The sequence below is a fragment of the Roseibium sp. genome, assembly GCF_050301095.1.
In the GTDB taxonomy this organism is placed as follows: domain Bacteria; phylum Pseudomonadota; class Alphaproteobacteria; order Rhizobiales; family Stappiaceae; genus Roseibium.
Genome location: NZ_JBNKYW010000111.1, coordinates 44,041 through 60,195 on the forward strand (window position 1 = coordinate 44,041; position 16,155 = coordinate 60,195).

Genomic DNA, 16,155 nt, shown 5'->3' on the forward strand with positions numbered 1-16,155 from the left:
ACCGGAGCTCTCCGGCAACGTCTTGACCAACGTCAAGCGTCACGGAATTCTTCCGAAGTTCCGGCTACACGGGCCGTCTCGGGAACCTCTCAATCCCCGTCCGAAATCCCGGAGAGTTCGTTCAAGCTACGGGCACATCGGTCGGCCAGATCGGCCAGGAATTTCAGGCTTTCGGCATGGTCCCGCAATTCTTGCGCCGTGAGGCCCGGCTGATCCACCGTCCCCAGATCTTCCAGAAAGGAAATACCGGAAACGATCTGCCGGTAATCCTCGGCAACGGATCTTGCGAGATCCTTGCGCCGTTTCAAACGATGCCAAGCCTCGATGGCGACGATGGCGCGGTCGAGTTCCATCTTGCAGTCGCAGGGCAGATCCAGGCGGGCAAGTTCCCGGTGGATCTGCTCGATCAGTTGCCGGTCTGTCTGGCCCGTCTCTTGGCTGGTTTCGCCTAGACCGGGATCGCGGTTCTTTTCCATCCGGCATCTCCGGCAAGATAGGCGTTGCAGAGCGGACCGGGCAGGTCCAGGGCCTCGAGCCGCGCCTCGAACTCTTCAGCTTCGATGGCGCCGTCGAGATAACGCCGGAACAGGTCGCTGACCGCGACCATATCCACCGTGTGCGGCGACAACCGCAGGCGCCTGACCCCGAGAGCGGCCAGATGCCCGCCCGCAAGACTCGCGAAATGGCAGGCATCCGACATGGTCTGGATGCCGTTGGCGGCCAGGAACCGGCGGCCGTCCAGCGTCGCGACATCCATGCCGTCCGGATCCTTGTCGCAGACGAACTGGCAGGAATCCTTTCGAAGGCCATGGGCCCTTGCGTGGTAGCAGCGCGAGGACAGCGCCAGCGGCAGGCGGCCGAAGGCGAACAGCTCCACGTCGACTTCGGGAACCAGCGCGGAGATTTTCTGTACGGCCTCCAGAGGCAGTTCGACCGGTGGACACCAGGTTGCCGCACCGCGCCCAGCCAGAAAGGCAAGGCTTGCCTCGTTGTAGACGTTCAGGAAAGGACCTGCGGTGAATTCACGGCCCGAACAAGCAGGCACCATGGACATGTCGTTGATTTCCAGCGCCATGTCGTAACCCGCCTGCCGCTGCAGGATGTCCCGCTCGCGCTTGTTTACGGGTTGGGCCAGGGTGGAGAGCACCACCTCCTTGCCTGTCGATGTCAGGACTTCGATGGCTTCCGGCCAGACCGGATCGTTGAACGGCATGCGCTTGCCGCAAACGACTTCGCCGAGATAGACCCGGTCGATGTCTGCCTCGTCCGCGATCCGCTTGTAGAAGTCGAGCAGCCGCTCCGCCGTCCAGTTGAAGAGGCAGGGGCCGAGCGCCAGTTCAATTCTATTCAGGTCCGCCATTCTTTTACCGCCAGGTTTTCTTGTAGGAACCGGCGGTCTGCTTGCCGCCCTCCGAAAAGGCTTTCAGCGCCGCGATGGCCGGGCCTGGATCTTCGCCGCCATTCAGACTGTCGACCGCGCGGCGGAAGGCGCCGACGACCCCGGCGATATAGGCCTTGCCCCGCTGTCGTCCCTCGATCTTGAGCGCGGTGACCCCTGCCTTCGACAGGTCTTCCAGGAGCTCGAAGGCATTCAGGCTGACAGGGTCCTCGAAGAGGTAACCGGTCTTGCCCTCAGCGGAAAATTGCCCCTTGCAGAGCGTCGGATAACCGGCTGCCTGGCCGTTTTCAAAGCTGTCGATCGTATAGCCGCCGAGCCGGGCGAGCAGCCTTCCGGTCTCGTCCTCGCTGTAGTCGACATGATCGGGCGGCGAGCATACCCCGGTCAGGTTCGGCGACTTGCCGGTGGCATAGGAGGAGAGCGAGCAGCGTCCTTCCGTCATCACGCACAGCCCGCCGAAGACGAAGACCTCCGTCTCGACATCGATCTCGCGATTGAGCGCGGCAATTTCGGGCACTGCCAGCACGCGCGGCAGGACCACGCGCTTGACGCCGAAGGTTTCCGCATAAAAGCGGATGGCTTCCGGCGTGTTGGCGGCCGCCTGCACGGAGAGATGAAGGCGCAGGTCCGGATGATGCTTTGCCGCGTGATCCAGAACCGCGATGTCGGCGGCAATCACCGCATCGGCGCCGCATCCGGCTGCCGTATCGACTGCCTCGGTCCAGATACCGACATCGCCTGCCCTGGCAAAGGTGTTGATCGCCACCAGAACCTTCGCGCCTTTCCTGTGCGCATGGGCAACACCTTCGGCGAGTTCTTCCGGAGAGAAATTCAGTCCCGGAAAGTTCCGGGCATTGGTTTCGTTTGCAAAGCCGCAATAGATTGCATCGGCACCAGCGTCGGCAGCGGCACGAAGGGCGGCCGGTGTCCCCGCGGGACAGACGAGTTCCATCGGTTTCCTTTGCGTTTTTGTCATGACGGCTGCCCGCCTCTCTGGCCGGAAGACCGGGCGGCAAACCAGCGGACCTTTTCCAGCAGACCGTCACCGACCCGATTGACGAAGCGGGCGCCCTCTCCCGTCAGTCCCAGGAACTCGCCCGGTGTCAAATCCGCCTCTTCAAGCGTGTTGCGCAGGGCGAGAACATGTTCGGTCCGGCCCTCGATACGCAGGTCCCGGGAAAAGAACATGGCATCGCCGTCGTAAGTCCCGTCCAGCAGGCCCAGCAGCACCAGCAGCGGCGCCCGCACAACGGCTTGCGCCTCCCCGATCCTGTCCTTGCCGCAAATGCGCACGCGCGAATGATCTGGATCGAGGGACAGGAGAAAGGCATGCGGCATGTCGTCGGGCACGATCGCGACCGGTACGCGCACCACCTCACCAAGTCTTCGCAACAAATCCGGGCGCCGGGCGATGAGGCGGCGCGTCAACCGGGTCAGGAGGGCTTCCATCGGCGCTTTCGGCAAGGGTGCGATCAGGGCGGAAACCACGGGCGGCAGGCTTGGAGATGAAGAGGGTGTTTGCATCAAGGTCTCGCTTTCGCGGGGACCGTAATCTGAAAGCTGCCTCGACTGACTTGACCAAGATCAAGGAGTTGAAGCCGCGCATTCCCGATACCGCAAGAGGCTCTGACGGTTTGACACGCCGTCTTCCTCAACCATCTCCAGCGCGACAGACCATGACCGGACGCGACCTGCCCCATTTCCCTAACCTGAAGAAATTCCTGTCTTTTCTGGAAGACGAAAGGGATTTCCGGACGCTGGAGACACCGGTCGACATTCACCTTGAAGCCACGGCCCTGCACCGGAAGGTGATCGAAAGACAAGGCCCGGCACTGCTGATGACGGCGCCGCAGCGTGACGGGATGGGCGGCTTTGCCGCACCCCTTCTGGTCAATCTTTTCGGCACCCGCAAGCGCGTCGCGAACGGGCTCGGACTTCACCCGGAGCACCTGCCCGGTCTCGGGACATTTCTGGCCTCCTTACGCGCGCCCGAGCCGCCTGCCTCCTGGCGCGAGGCGCATAAACTCTTTCCGATCGCAAAGGCTGGTCTCAACACACGGCCGAAACGGGTTGCCGCCTGCAAGGATCTGGAGCCTGCCGGAGCCGACTTGACAAGGCTGCCGGTTCAGACCTGCTGGCCGGGCGACGCCGGTCCACTGATCACCTGGGGCGTCGTCATCACCCGCCCGCCGGGTGCGGACGACCCGAAGACCTACAATCTCGGCATCTACCGGATACAGGTGCTGGACAAGGACAGGGCCATCATCCGCTGGCTGCCCTTCCGGGGCGGCGCCCAGCATTACCGGCAATGGCAGAAGACGGGCGAGGCCATGCCCGTTGCAGTCATGATCGGCTGCGATCCGGCGACGTTGCTTGCGGCCGTCATTCCGGCCCCGGGCAACATCAGCGAACTGGCACTTGCCGGCATCTTCAACGGAACGCCGTCAAGACTGGCCCCCTGCAAGACCATCGATCTTCATGTGCCGGTCAGCGCGGAAATCGTTCTGGAAGGCGAAATCCGCGCCGGCGAAACGGCGCTGGAAGGCCCGTTTGGTGATCACACCGGCTATTACAACGAGGCGGCTACCTATCCGCTGTTCCAGCTGAAATCGATGCGGATGCGCAAGGACGCCGTCTATCTTTCCACCTTTACCGGCAGAGCCCCGGACGAGCCTTCGGTGATCGGCGAGGCGATGACCGATCTCTTCCGACCGATCCTGCAGCAGGCGATGCCGGAGATCGTCGATGTCCATCTGCCGCCTGCGACCTGTTCCTACCGCTGCGCCGTCCTCAAGATCGACAAGGCCTATCCCGGCCAGGCCCGCCGCGCGATGATGGGCTTCTGGTCATTGCTGCCGCAATTTTCCATGACCAAATATGTGATCGTGGTGGATCCGGACATCGACATCCGGTCCTGGGACGACGTCATGTGGGCGGTCGCGACCCGTTCCGACCCGGAGCGGGATCTTCTGGTCCTGAATTCCACGCCGGTTGACCAGCTCGATTTCGCCAGCCCGCGCGAGGGTCTCGGTGGCAAGCTCGGGATCGACGCGACCATCAAGATCGGCTCGGAGACCTCCCGCGCCTTTGCCGAGAAACTGGAAATGCCGCCCGATATGGAAGATCGCGCCGAGCGCCTGCTGGCCCAGCTTCTGAACACCGGCCCGGCGGAAAAGAGCCTCTCATGAAACCCGCCAATCGCGTCATCGTCGGAATCTCCGGAGCTTCGGGAGCCATCCTTGCCCTGGAATTGCTGCGTCTCCTGAAAACGCTCGGCATCGACCGTCATGTGGTCGTCACTGCCGGGGCGGAACGGACCATCGAGCTTGAACTGGGTGAAGGTGCCCGCGACGACATCCGCACTCTTGCGACCGAAGAGTTTGCCCCCCAGGATGTCGCCGGCCGGATCGCCAGCGGCTCCTTTCCGGTAGATGCCATGGTCGTCGCGCCCTGCTCGATGCGAAGCCTTGCCTCCATCGCCTACGGCACCGGTGAAGGCCTGCTGGCACGGGCCGCAGACGTCACCCTGAAGGAACGGCGCCCGCTGGTGCTGCTCGCCCGCGAAGCCCCGCTCCACGAAGGTCATCTGGAGGCCATGCTGAAAGTCACCCGGATGGGTGCCATCGTTTCGCCGCCCGTCCCGCCCTTCTATGCCGGCCTTGAAAGCCTTGAGGACATGACCCGCCAGATCGCAGCCCGGGCACTGGCAACGGCGGGGATCGACCCGGGCAACGCCCTGCGCCGGTGGGAGGGAGTACCAGGCTAGGAGAGATACCCGAGCCTCACCAAAATCCTCATCCCGGGGAGGTGTGTGGGGCAGCGTGGCGTCTGGGGAAATTGAGTGCATACAAGAATTCGGCGCCGGAACACCAACCCTGCCAGTCTTGACAATGATCAATTGGAAGCGGCGGCCGAGGTGCTACCTCATTCTTGAAAAGAAGGGACCCGCCCCATGTCCGAAATCGTATGCGACATCGTACAAGCTCAACCGGCAAGCGCGCCAAATGTGCCGGAAGGCTTTGCCGGCGATGACACGCTTACGCTCGCCCATGCCGAACCGGGTGGCTCCTATCACGTGACTTCTCTGGGCGAGACACGGCACGCACGCCTTGAAGTTCTGTCAACCGGCCTTGCCCCCGAGGCGGTGATCAATCTCCTGCGCGGCAAGGGCAACCGCCCGCGCATCGTCGCCTGCGGGGAAATCCGGGCGGCCATCGGCGTCGACCTTGCGTCCGGCGTCAGGCTCAGGCCCTGCGGCTGCGGCTGTGGCTGCGACACCCGGCAGGAGAACGAGTGATGGGATGTTCCACCTGCGCCGCCGCCGGCTGCGTCAAGCGCGACCTTCTTCCCTGCGCACCTGCTCAATACAAGGTTTTCCTGCTCGGCCCCGCCAACTCCGGCAAATCCACCCTCTTCAACATGCTCACCGGTTCGCGCCAATCCATCGGCAACTGGCCGGGCGTGACGGTTGACCGGAAAAGCGGCACGGCGCAGTTCAAGGGTCTGAGCGTCGAATTCGTCGACCTGCCCGGCATCTCCAGTCTTTCAGCCCCCCATGCGGAACGCATAGACGAACGCGTCGCCCGCGATGCCCTCATCAATGTGCCTCATGATGCGCTGATCGTGGCCGTCGATCTCTCCGCCCCTCACAGGGGCCTTTCGATGCTGCTGCAGGCAAAGGGCAACGGCGTTCCGGTTATCGCCGTCCTGACCAAGGCCGATTGCTGGCCGTCCGCAGCCGTGGAATCCGCGGCACGCACCCTGAGAAACGAGTTGAAAGTCCCGGTCGTGCCCGTCTCGGGCCGGACCTTTTCCGGCCTTGAAGAATTGCACGCCCAGCTTGCCGCCTGCCTTGTGGACGCAGCCGGGTTCTTTCTCCCGGGAGAAGATGGGCTGCCGGCAGAAGCCGGTCTGGCCCTTGCCCGGATGCGGGAAGCCATGGACGGCCACCCGGTCTATCAGGAAGCCAATACCGTTGCCGCCGCCCGCCGGCTGCTGGAACGCGACTGGCTGACGGAGCGCCGGGCCGGCCCCGACCTCCTCGCGGTCCGGGACCGGATCCTTGAGGAAACCGGTTCGGTGGGCAGCCTGCCTCTCGACCAGTTTCTGACGGAAACACCTGTCTTGGATGCAACGGCCCTTGTCCGGCGCATCGACATGCCGCCTCCCGTCGGCCGCAGATTGCTGTCGGACCGTTTCGACAGGATCGCGCTGTCGCCGGTCTTCGGTCCGCCGCTGTTCCTGGCGGTGATGTATCTGCTGTTCTTCCTGACGATCAACGTCTCCAGTGTCTTCATCGATCTTTTCGACGGCCTCGGACAGGCAGCCTTTGTCGAATTGCCCGCGCTTGCGCTCTATCACCTCGGATTGTCCGGCAGCGTTCTCGATGTTGCCGTCGGCTCCATCGGCGCCGGCATTCAGACCGTCGGCACCTTCGTGCCGATTGTCGGTTTCCTGTTCCTCTGCCAGATCTTCCTGGAGGAAAGCGGCTACATGACCCGCGCCGCCGTCGTGGCCGACCGGCTGATGCGCCGGCTGGGCCTGTCAGGCCGTGCCTTCCTGCCGCTGGTACTCGGTTTCGGCTGCACCATTCCGGCGGTGCTGGCGACACGCACGCTGGATTCGCGGGCCGAACGCATTCTCACCTCCATGATGGCGCCTTTCATGTCCTGCGGTGCGCGCCTTCCCGTCTACGCACTTTTTGCTGCCGCCTTCTTTCCCGTCGGCGGCCAGAACGTCGTCTTCGCCCTTTACCTGATCGGCATCCTGGCTGCCCTCTTCACCGGCTGGATGCTGGCCCCGCGCCTGACTTTGAACAAACCCAGGGCGCTCGCCATCGAACTGCCGATCTACCAGATGCCGCCTGCCGGAAGATTGCTGCGCCTGTGCTGGGCGCGGATCCGCCAGTTCGTTTCCGAAGCCGGCAAAACGATCCTGATCGTGGTCGCGATCCTCTCCTTCCTGAATTCGGTCGGGCCGGACGGTTCCTTCGGCAACGAGAACAGCGGCACCTCCGTCCTGGCCCTGACGGCCCGCCAGGTGACCCCGGTTCTGGAACCGATGGGGGTTTCTGAAGACAACTGGCCGGCAGCCGTCGGCCTCTTCACCGGCATGTTCGCCAAGGAAACCGTGGTCGGAACGCTGCAGGCGCTTTATGCCACGGGAGAACCCGCAGACGGAGCTGCACCGCAGCCGCTTGAAACGGTCCGCGGCACGCTGGCAGCGCTTGGCGCTTCAGCCGCCGCACTCACCGGCGCCCTGCTCGACCCGCTCGGTCTCGACGTCGGCGACATATCCAGCTTCGAGGCCGCATCGGCCGAGCAGGATGTCCCCTCTTCCGTCTTTGCGGAAATGTCGGCCCATTTCGACGGCAAGGCGGCAGCCTTCGCCTACATGCTGGCGGTACTGCTCTATATTCCGTGCGTTGCCACTCTGTCCGCGATCGCCAGAGAAATCGGTGCGCTCTGGTCCGTATTTGCGGCCGCCTGGACAACTTTCATTGCCTATGCCGGGTCGACAATCGCCTACCAGGCAGGGTCCTTCCCCTCTCATCCGGCGGAAGCCACCACCTGGATCGCGGCCATGCTGGCGCTGATAGCACTGGTGTTTCTGGCCGCAAGGCATCTGGGCAAACCCGGATCGCCCGGCATCGGGAATCACCTGGCGACATAATTACTGGAAGTCCTCTAGCCCAAAAGAAGTGCCCTGCCGGAAGGCTCTGGCGGGGCACGATCGGTTCAGGTCCTCAATTTCCTTATCAGGCAACGCTGCGGGCAGTTGGCCGCGCCCATTCGGGCAGCCAGGTGCCGTGCGCAGTCAGCAGTTCGTTCGTCAACGACCAGATCTGATCCAGATCGAGTTCGGCAGCCGTGTGCGGATCCAGCATGGCGGCGTGATAGATGTGCTCCGGGTTTTCGGTGAGAAGCGCTTCCACCGTCAGTTCCTGAACATTGATGTTGGTCCGCATCAGGGCGATGCACTGCGGGGCAAGGTCATCCACGATGGTCGGCTGCAAGCCGTTGGCATCCACCAGCACCGGCACTTCCACCGCGCAACCTTCCGGCAGTTGCGGCACGAAGCCTTTGTTGCGGATGTTTCCGTAAATTACCGACGGAGTTCCGGTCACCACCGAATTGATGATCTGCGAGGCATATTCATGGCTCTGCTTGACGAAGATGGTATCCACCCTGCGGTATTTCTCCGCCTCCTTTTCCCAACGCGCGATCTGCTCGACGCAGCGCTTCGGATATTCATCGAGCGGAATGCCGAATTTCTCAATCAGGTCCGGCCGGTCCCGCTTGATGAAATAGGGCGTGTATTCGGCAAAATGCTCTGAGGACTCGGTGACGAAATATCCGAGCCGCATGAGCATCTCGTAGCGGACCTTGTTCGGGCATCGCGGGTTCGAGGCGGACGGCTTCGGAAAGCGGCCATCCAGATAGCCCTGCCGCAGGGCCGGATAAAGGTCCTTGTAGCTGCCATCCGGCTGGCGGTGCTCGAACTTCGTGTAGAACGCCATGTGGTTGATACCGCCGCAGCGGTAGCGGATCTCCTCGAGCGGAATATCAAGATCGCGCGCCAGCTCCCCGGCAGTTCCCTGCACGGAGTGGCACAGGCCCACTTGCCGGATTTTCGGATATTTCGCGCCGATGGCCCAGGTGTTGATGGCCATCGGGTTGACGTATTGCAGCAGTAGCGCCTCCGGGCAGACCGCCAGCATGTCCTCGCAGATGGACCACAGGTGCGGCACGGTCCTCAGACCCCGCATGATGCCGCCGATGCCGAGCGTGTCGGCAATCGTCTGGCGCAGCCCGAATGCCTTCGGCACCTCGAAATCGGTCACCGTGCAGGGCTCATAGCCGCCGATCTGGAAACAGACGATGACGAAATCCGCCCCGTCCAGCGCCTGCCGCTGGTCGGTATGAGTTTCGATCCTGGCCGCCGGCGCAAGCGTGGCCGCCAACTTGCCGACGACGATCTGCGATTCCTCAAGCCGGGCCGGATTGATGTCCATCAGCCGGATCGTCGCGTTTTTCAGCGCCGGCCAGTGCAAAATGTCACCGGCGATGTTCTTCGTGAAAACGGTGCTGCCCGCACCAATGAAGGTGATTGTCGTCATGTAGAAATCTCGAAGGCTGCACGGACCAGTTTCCGTGAGATGTCGGTCTTGGGATTGAGGGCCACGTCCTGGACGTTGCCCTGTTCATCTATTGCGGTGGCGCAGCCCCATATGAAGGCCATTGCCGCATATGCAATCCGAATTCTATCAGGCGATTCCTCCCGTGGAGTCCTGATTACCAGGAACCTGCTTCAAATCCGTCTCCACCAGGTTCCTGAAACCGGCGTGAACACGACGGTGAGTGTTGCGGCGAACGGCTTTTGACGACAATCTTGAATCCGAATAATCTTTTCCGGATTTTTAAGATTCTGGATTTGCGAGAGCTAGATTGAAAAAGCAGCGGCGCTCCCTGACACGCGATGTCCCCGCCCACGAGCGCCGGTTCTACGGCACGACCAACGCCTTCGGGCGGTTTGGTATGCGCACGTTCCATCCGGTCGTGATGAAGCAGCCGCATTGGCACGGACATGTCGAGGCGAACATCATTTCCGGCGCGACCATGATATATGAAGTCGACAACAAGACCGTCGAGATTCCGGAGAACCGCTTCGTGATCTTCTGGGCCGGCGTGCCGCACCAGCTGACGGCCATTCACCAGACCGGCCCGGACAAGCCGACGCTTACCAACCTTTACATCCCGGTCGACACCTTTCTGTTCCTGCCGCATATCAGCCGGCTGCAGATCGAGCTGCTGTCTGGGGCATTGGTGGCCCTGCCGGAGGAATTGTGCAGCAACGACAAGTTTCTGGGCTGGTATCGCGACTATCGCTCCCACGACTTCGAGCGCTTGGAAATCATGAAGATGGAGCTGAACGCACTGTTGCGGCGCGCGCTCACCTGCGAGCTGACCTACCTGCGCGAACCGATCACCGAACCGGGATCAAACCGGGACCTGACCTCGGCCCACATCGGTCATGTCGTCGAAATGGTTCGCTTCATCCTGGAAAACGTCAACCGCCCGATCACCAACGCGGATGTCGCCGCCGTGACGGGGCTGCATGAGAACTACGCGACGACGCTGTTCTCCAAAATCATGCGGATCCCGGTCAAGCGTTTCATCATCCGCATGCGCCTGCTCCGCGCGCGCGCGCAACTGATTGAAAGCGCAACGGCAATCAGCGTGGTCGCGGAAAATTCCGGTTTTTCCTCAATCAGCCAGTTCTACGATCATTTCAAATCGGCCTATGGCATGTCTCCGCATGCCATGCGCCGGCGATACGCAGAAAAAGTGCTGCGTTGAGCTGACCACAGCCCCGGAAGTCGTCACCCGTCTCCAGCACGCCGTCCTCAGACTTCGGTCATTTCGATAATGTCGCTGTTCGCGGCCACATAGTCGAAACTGTAGGCGAGTTCACCGGGCGCTTCCGCATGCACGGTGTAAAGCGGCTCGCCCGAGGTAACCGTCATACCGAGCTGCACATGGATTTCGACACCCGCGGCCTTCGCCACCGGCGCCCCGGCAAGCTTGGCCACCTTGGCCAGTCGCCGGTTGTCGATGGCGGTCACCTTTCCGGCCCGGTTTGCGAGGACCGGACGGAAATGACCGGCCCGGGGCGGAACGCGCATGCCTCCCTGCGCCTCGCAGATCGCCTGAAATTTCCGCCAGGCCCCGCCCTCGTCCAACGTGCGGGCGGCAAGGCCCGTTCCATTTCCGGCTGCTGCCGCTCCTCCCAGTTCAAGCAGGTGTCCGGCAAGGGCAACCGCCCTGTCCCGCAAGTCGGGCGGTGCGTCTGCGGTTCCCTGCAGAACGGCCAGAACATCACGGGCCTCGAGTGCGGGTCCTATGCCCCGGCCGACCGGCTGGCGCCCGTCGGTGATGATGGTTCGGGCTTCAATGTCAAAGGCATGCGCCACGGCAATCAGGTTTCTGGAGAGCACGCGGGCGGCTTCCTGGCTGCGCACCTTGGCGGTCGGGCCGACCGGCAGGTCGAGGATCACATGGCTCGAGCCGGCGGCGATCTTCTTCGACAGGACGGAGGCCACGAGTTGGCCTTCGCCGTCCAGATCGAGCGCCCGCTCGACCCGGATAAGCGTGTCGTCCGCCGGGCTGAGGCGCACGGCACCGCCCCAGGCGATACAGCCACCCTCCCTTTCCACCACCTGCCTCATCGTCGTGATATCGAGATCAACAGGGGCGAGTGTCTCCATCGTATCCGCGGTTCCCGCCGGAGACGTGATCGCGCGCGAAGACGTTTTCGGCATTGTCAGGCCGCAGGCGGCGGCGACCGCCACGATAATCGGCGTTGTGCGGTTGCCCGGCAGGCCGCCGACGCAGTGCTTGTCGACCACCGGGTAGGTTCCCCACTCCAGCCTGTCTCCGGCGTCGGTCATCGCCGCGGTCAGGGCGACCATTTCCGCATGGTCCAGCGGTTGGGCGGAACAGGCTGTCACAAAGGAGGACAGATGAATGTCCGAATAACGGCCGGCAACGATGTCCTCGATGATGACCTTGACCGAATGGGCTTCCAGCGGGTTGCCGTAGACCTTGCCCCGCAACAGGCTCAGGGAGTCGAGTGGCCGGGGATGGCTGACAATGACCGTTCCGCCGTTGTTCATGCCAAGGCGGCGCCAGGCGGCTTCCGAAAGGCCGACTTCGCCGTGATCCAGGAACCCCGGCGCGGTCTGGAACAGCGTGGCGATGACCGTTTGACTTCCGTGGGTGAGCCGGACGCGATTTTGTGACGTGAACCCTTCGGACTTGCAGACCGGGCAATCCCGGCGCATGAAGACGACAGCCTCATACTGCGTGTCGATGCCTATTCGCCTGGCATTCAGCACGTTGGCGCCATTGCCGTTCTTGCGCGGCACCGGACCGGGTGAATGCTCCCCGTCCGTCATGTCAGCACGGTTTCTTCGCGGTAGTCGGGCACGGTGCAGGCCCAGCTCAATTCGCTTTCGATCCGGTATCGCATTGCATCCGCCGCGTCGGGCTCGCCATGCGTAATGAAGGTTCGGCGCGGGGCCTGTTCGAAATGACCAAGCCAACGCATGATTTCGTCCGCGTCGCCATGAGCCGACAGCATGTGAAGATTGTCCACCGTCGCCCGGATCGCGACCTGGCCACCATGGATCTTGACGCTCTCCGCCCCTGCCGTGATGGCGGCACCACGGGTACCACCCGCCTGAAAGCCCGCGAACAGGATCGTGTTGCGGTGATCCGGCGCATAGTGTTTCAGATGATGCAGCACGCGCCCGCCGGTCGCCATGCCGCTGGCGGAAATGATCACCTTGGGCATGCGGTTCATGTCCAGCTCCTTCGATTCCGCCACCTCACGTACATAACGCGCCGTGTTGCAGGACCAGTTGCATTCCTCCGCCGTCAGCCTGTGTTCGCCAACGTGCCGGCAGAACACCTCGGAAGCCTTGATCGCCATGGGACTGTCGAGAAAAACGGGAAGATCCGGAATGCGTTGATCCTGTTTGAGGCGGGAAATGTGATAGAGCAGCGATTGCGCCCGCCCGACGGCGAAGGCGGGAATGAGAACCGTTCCGCCACGATGGGCCGTGCTGGTGATGACCTCGGCAAGCACATCCTCCGGATCCTGCTTTTCGTGCAGCCGGTTGCCGTAGGTGGACTCAACGAGGAGGTAATCGGCGCGCCGGATCGGTGTCGGATCGAGCATGGTGGCATCGCCGTATCGGCCAAGGTCGCCGGAAAAGACGATTGTCTTGTCGCCCCAGCCAAGTTCCAGGATGGCCGCGCCCAGAATGTGGCCGGCGCAGCGGAAGGTGACCCTGAGTTTACCGAGAAGCTCCTTTTCCCGGTCGAACGGCACCGGTCTGAAACTGGCAAGCGAGCGTTCCGCATCTTTTTGCGTATAGAGCGGCAAGGCAGGATGGTGCTTTGAGAAACCGTGCCGATTGGCGAAATCGGCATCCTTTTCCTGCAGAAAGCCGCTGTCTGGCAGCAGGATGGCGCAAAGATCCCGAGTTCCCTCGGTCGAGATGACCGGTCCCTTGAAGCCGTTCTTGACCAGGAGCGGCAGATATCCGGAATGGTCGAGATGAGCATGGGTCAGGATGACCGCGTCGATCGTCGCCGGGTCGACAGGAAGCGGCGCCCAGTTGCGAAGGCGCAATTGCTTGTACCCCTGAAACAGACCGCAATCGATCAGCACGCGCAGGCCGTCGGCTTCCAGAAGATATTTGGATCCCGTGACGGTGCCCACACCACCAAGAAACGTCAGTTTCACAGTCATCAGATCACGATCCTCCTGGCCAACGCATTGTTTCATCTGGCACCGACGGCCAGTGCGAAGATCGATTCTACCACCAATCAGGCCCCTGGAGGCAATCAGGAAAAGCCACTACCGAAGGCTTGCGACAGCCGCCTGGCCCAGCGCAAGACCGCCGTCGTTCGCCGGAACGTTTCTATGCGTCAGAACGTCCAGTCCTGCCGCCTGCAACGACCGGGCGAGCCCGGAGAGAAGAACTTCGTTCTGAAACACACCACCGGAGAGCGCAACCGTCCCGGTCGATTGTTCGCCGGCTATACGGGTGGCCACTTTCCTCAGCCCCTCGATCAGGCTTGCATGGAAATTCGCCGCCAGCTGATCAGTATCCACGCCCGCGGCCAGGTCCTCCAGCAGTCCCCGCCAGAGCCCGTCGCAGCCGAGCCGTGCAGGGCCACCGCCGGCAAGAATTTCCATCGGATAGGCAGTTGCGGGCCGCCCTGCCCGCCGCGCGGCGGCTTCCAGAAGGGCGCCCGCCTGCCCTTCGAAAGTCTGGCGGTCGAAACACAGGCCCAGCAGCGCGGCAACCGCGTCGAACAGACGGCCCGCGGAGGAAGACATCGGCGAATTGATGCCCTGCTGCATCATCCGGTCCAGAAGAGAAAGCGGTTTTTCCTTCAGTCTTCTCCCGGCCTCGACCCCGTCCAGAAACTCCCCGTACCCGGGACCGAAGGCGGCATGAAGATGCGCGCAAAGGTTTCGCCAGGGTTCCCTGACCGCGGCCGCCCCGCCCGGAAGACGGACGGGCGCGAGACATCCCGCACGGTCGAAGGACCGGTAGCCTCCAAGGAGGAATTCTCCGCCCCAGTTGGTTCCATCGGTTCCCAGCCCCGTACCATCCAGAATGATGCCCAGTACGTTTTCCGTTGCTGCCTCGCAGCCGTTGTCCGCCAGAACGGCAGCAAGGTGGGCGTGGTGGTGCTGAACGGCAACAAGAGGCAGCCCTTCCTCCCTTGCGAGGCGCCGCCCCTCCTGCGTGGACAAATAATCTTGGTGAGGGTCGACGGCGATAACCTCCGGCTTGAACGCGTAGATGTCCCTGTAAAGCCGCATCATCCTGAAATAGTCCTGAAGCGTCGGTGCGTTTTCAAGGTCGCCGATATGCTGGGACAGGACTGCCTCGCCGTTCCTTGCCATGCAGAAGGCCGCCTTGAGTTCACCGCCCATGGCCAGAACGGTCTGCCCCCTATTCAGGGACGGCGGCAACCGGACACTCCCCGGCGCATAGCCCCGTGCCCGGCGCAGATAGGAAGGCTTGCCGAACTGAAGACGGACAACGGAATCGTCCAGACGGTTGACGATCTCCCGGTCGTGCAGAAGCATCAGGTCTGCGATCCCGGCAAGTTGCGTCCGCGCTGCCTCGTTCGACGTGACCTGCGGGTCCGAAGACAGGTTTCCCGAAGTCAGAACGACCGGTCCGTCGAGCGCGCGCATCAGCAGGTGATGCAGCGGCGTATAGGGCAGCATGAAACCGAGATGCTCCTGGCCGGGCGCGACGCCATCTGCAAGCGTCTCGCCCCTGCTCCGGAGCAGCACGACGGGCGCGGCCTTGTCCTGCAACAGCGTTGCCTCTGACTCGTCCACTTCGCAGTAGCGCCGGATCTGGTTCAAGTCCCGTGCCATCAGGGCAAGGGGTTTGTGCGGCCGCCTCTTGCGGCGGCGCAACTCGGCGACAGCCTCGGCATTCGCCGCATCGACTGCCAGATGAAAACCACCGATGCCCTTGACCGCGGCAATGTCGCCGGCGGCGATCCGCTTTGCCAGATGCGTGAGCGGGTCGGCAAGTTCCAGTTCGGCTCCGCCTTCCTCCAGCCAGACGCGCGGCCCGCACTCCGGACACGCATTGGGCTGCGCATGAAAGCGGCGGTCGGCAGGATCTTCATATTCCGACCGGCAGGCCGGGCACATCGTGAAGACCTTCATCGAGGTCCTGCCGCGGTCATAGGGGATACTGTTGACGATGGAGAGTCGCGGTCCGCAATGGGTACAGTTGGTGAAGGGATAGCGGTATCGGCGGTCCGCCGGATCAAAGGTTTCGGCCAGGCACTCCGGACAGGTGGCCGCGTCCGGAACGATACCGGTCGCGACGCGCCCGTCCCGGCTTTCGGCAATCCGGAAACCCGTTTGCGCCAGGGGGGCGGCGGAAGGCGAGATGTCGACCGTCTCCACCCGGGCAAGCGGTGGCGCCTCGCTTTGCAGAAGCTTCGCGAAGCACACGATTTCGTCCGGTTCGCCGGAAAGACGGATCAGCACACCTTCGGCATCGTTGCGCACGTCTCCATGGAAACCCTTGTCATTTGCGAGCCGCCAGACGAAAGGCCGGAAGCCGACGCCCTGGACAAGTCCGCGAACCCTGATTTCAACGACGTGCCGGTCTTCGCCCCCGTTTTTCTCCATGGCATCCA

General features: G+C 62.8%; 13 protein-coding genes. 5 read left to right on the plus strand and 8 right to left on the minus strand.

The annotated features are described in order from the left end of the window. Positions 1–89: 89 nt before the first annotated feature. Genes ACQY7U_RS09875 through ubiT form a run of 4 tightly spaced genes read right to left on the minus strand, consistent with a single transcriptional unit; the run spans position 90 to position 2,923 of the window. On the minus strand, positions 90–476 hold the full coding sequence (locus tag ACQY7U_RS09875) for a hypothetical protein (protein ID WP_428643961.1): 387 nt from the start codon (positions 474–476) through the stop codon (positions 90–92). Next, entirely contained in the window at positions 449–1,360 is a 912-nt protein-coding gene (ubiV, locus tag ACQY7U_RS09880; RefSeq protein WP_428643963.1) for a ubiquinone anaerobic biosynthesis protein UbiV, read from the minus strand. Before ubiV ends, ACQY7U_RS09875 begins: the two co-directional genes overlap by 28 nt. A gap of 4 nt (positions 1,361–1,364) precedes the next feature. Next, positions 1,365–2,351: a ubiquinone anaerobic biosynthesis protein UbiU gene (ubiU, locus tag ACQY7U_RS09885; protein ID WP_428644048.1), complete on the minus strand. Its 987-nt coding sequence runs from the start codon at positions 2,349–2,351 to the stop codon at positions 1,365–1,367. Positions 2,352–2,371: 20 nt separating this feature from the next. Next, positions 2,372–2,923: a ubiquinone anaerobic biosynthesis accessory factor UbiT gene (gene ubiT, locus ACQY7U_RS09890; RefSeq protein WP_428643965.1), complete on the minus strand. Its 552-nt coding sequence runs from the start codon at positions 2,921–2,923 to the stop codon at positions 2,372–2,374. 152 nt (positions 2,924–3,075) lie between these two features. On the opposite strand from ubiT, the gene ACQY7U_RS09895 reads away from it, so the two are divergent. The 4 genes from ACQY7U_RS09895 to feoB all read left to right on the plus strand — a co-directional run bounded on the left by ACQY7U_RS09895 (position 3,076) and on the right by feoB (position 8,071). Continuing rightward, positions 3,076–4,587, plus strand: a complete 1,512-nt coding sequence (locus tag ACQY7U_RS09895; protein WP_428643967.1) for a UbiD family decarboxylase — start codon at positions 3,076–3,078, stop codon at positions 4,585–4,587. Continuing rightward, positions 4,584–5,165, plus strand: coding sequence for a UbiX family flavin prenyltransferase (locus tag ACQY7U_RS09900; protein WP_428643969.1), 582 nt, complete (start codon positions 4,584–4,586; stop codon positions 5,163–5,165). The genes ACQY7U_RS09895 and ACQY7U_RS09900 overlap by 4 nt, the downstream gene beginning before the upstream one ends. Positions 5,166–5,351: 186 nt before the next feature. Next, complete coding sequence (locus ACQY7U_RS09905) at positions 5,352–5,696, plus strand: FeoA domain-containing protein (RefSeq protein ID WP_428643970.1); 345 nt, start codon at positions 5,352–5,354, stop codon at positions 5,694–5,696. Then, positions 5,696–8,071, plus strand: a complete 2,376-nt coding sequence (feoB, locus tag ACQY7U_RS09910; RefSeq protein ID WP_428643973.1) for a ferrous iron transport protein B — start codon at positions 5,696–5,698, stop codon at positions 8,069–8,071. The genes ACQY7U_RS09905 and feoB overlap by 1 nt, the downstream gene beginning before the upstream one ends. 85 nt (positions 8,072–8,156) lie before the next feature. Here the strand turns inward: feoB and ACQY7U_RS09915 are convergent, their stop codons facing one another. Continuing rightward, positions 8,157–9,518, minus strand: coding sequence for an alpha-glucosidase/alpha-galactosidase (locus ACQY7U_RS09915; RefSeq protein ID WP_428643975.1), 1,362 nt, complete (start codon positions 9,516–9,518; stop codon positions 8,157–8,159). A gap of 328 nt (positions 9,519–9,846) precedes the next feature. Here ACQY7U_RS09915 and ACQY7U_RS09920 point away from each other — a divergent pair, with 328 nt between their 5' ends. After that, on the plus strand, positions 9,847–10,758 hold the full coding sequence (locus tag ACQY7U_RS09920) for a helix-turn-helix domain-containing protein (RefSeq protein ID WP_428643978.1): 912 nt from the start codon (positions 9,847–9,849) through the stop codon (positions 10,756–10,758). Between the two features lie 47 nt (positions 10,759–10,805). Here the strand turns inward: ACQY7U_RS09920 and ACQY7U_RS09925 are convergent, their stop codons facing one another. The 3 genes from ACQY7U_RS09925 to hypF all read right to left on the minus strand — a co-directional run bounded on the left by ACQY7U_RS09925 (position 10,806) and on the right by hypF (position 16,147). Beyond that, positions 10,806–12,356, minus strand: coding sequence for a thymidine phosphorylase family protein (locus tag ACQY7U_RS09925; protein WP_428643979.1), 1,551 nt, complete (start codon positions 12,354–12,356; stop codon positions 10,806–10,808). Then, entirely contained in the window at positions 12,353–13,717 is a 1,365-nt protein-coding gene (locus tag ACQY7U_RS09930; RefSeq protein ID WP_428643981.1) for an MBL fold metallo-hydrolase, read from the minus strand. The genes ACQY7U_RS09925 and ACQY7U_RS09930 overlap by 4 nt, the downstream gene beginning before the upstream one ends. Before the next feature lie 108 nt (positions 13,718–13,825). Then, positions 13,826–16,147, minus strand: coding sequence for a carbamoyltransferase HypF (hypF, locus tag ACQY7U_RS09935; protein WP_428643983.1), 2,322 nt, complete (start codon positions 16,145–16,147; stop codon positions 13,826–13,828). Positions 16,148–16,155: the final 8 nt, after the last annotated feature.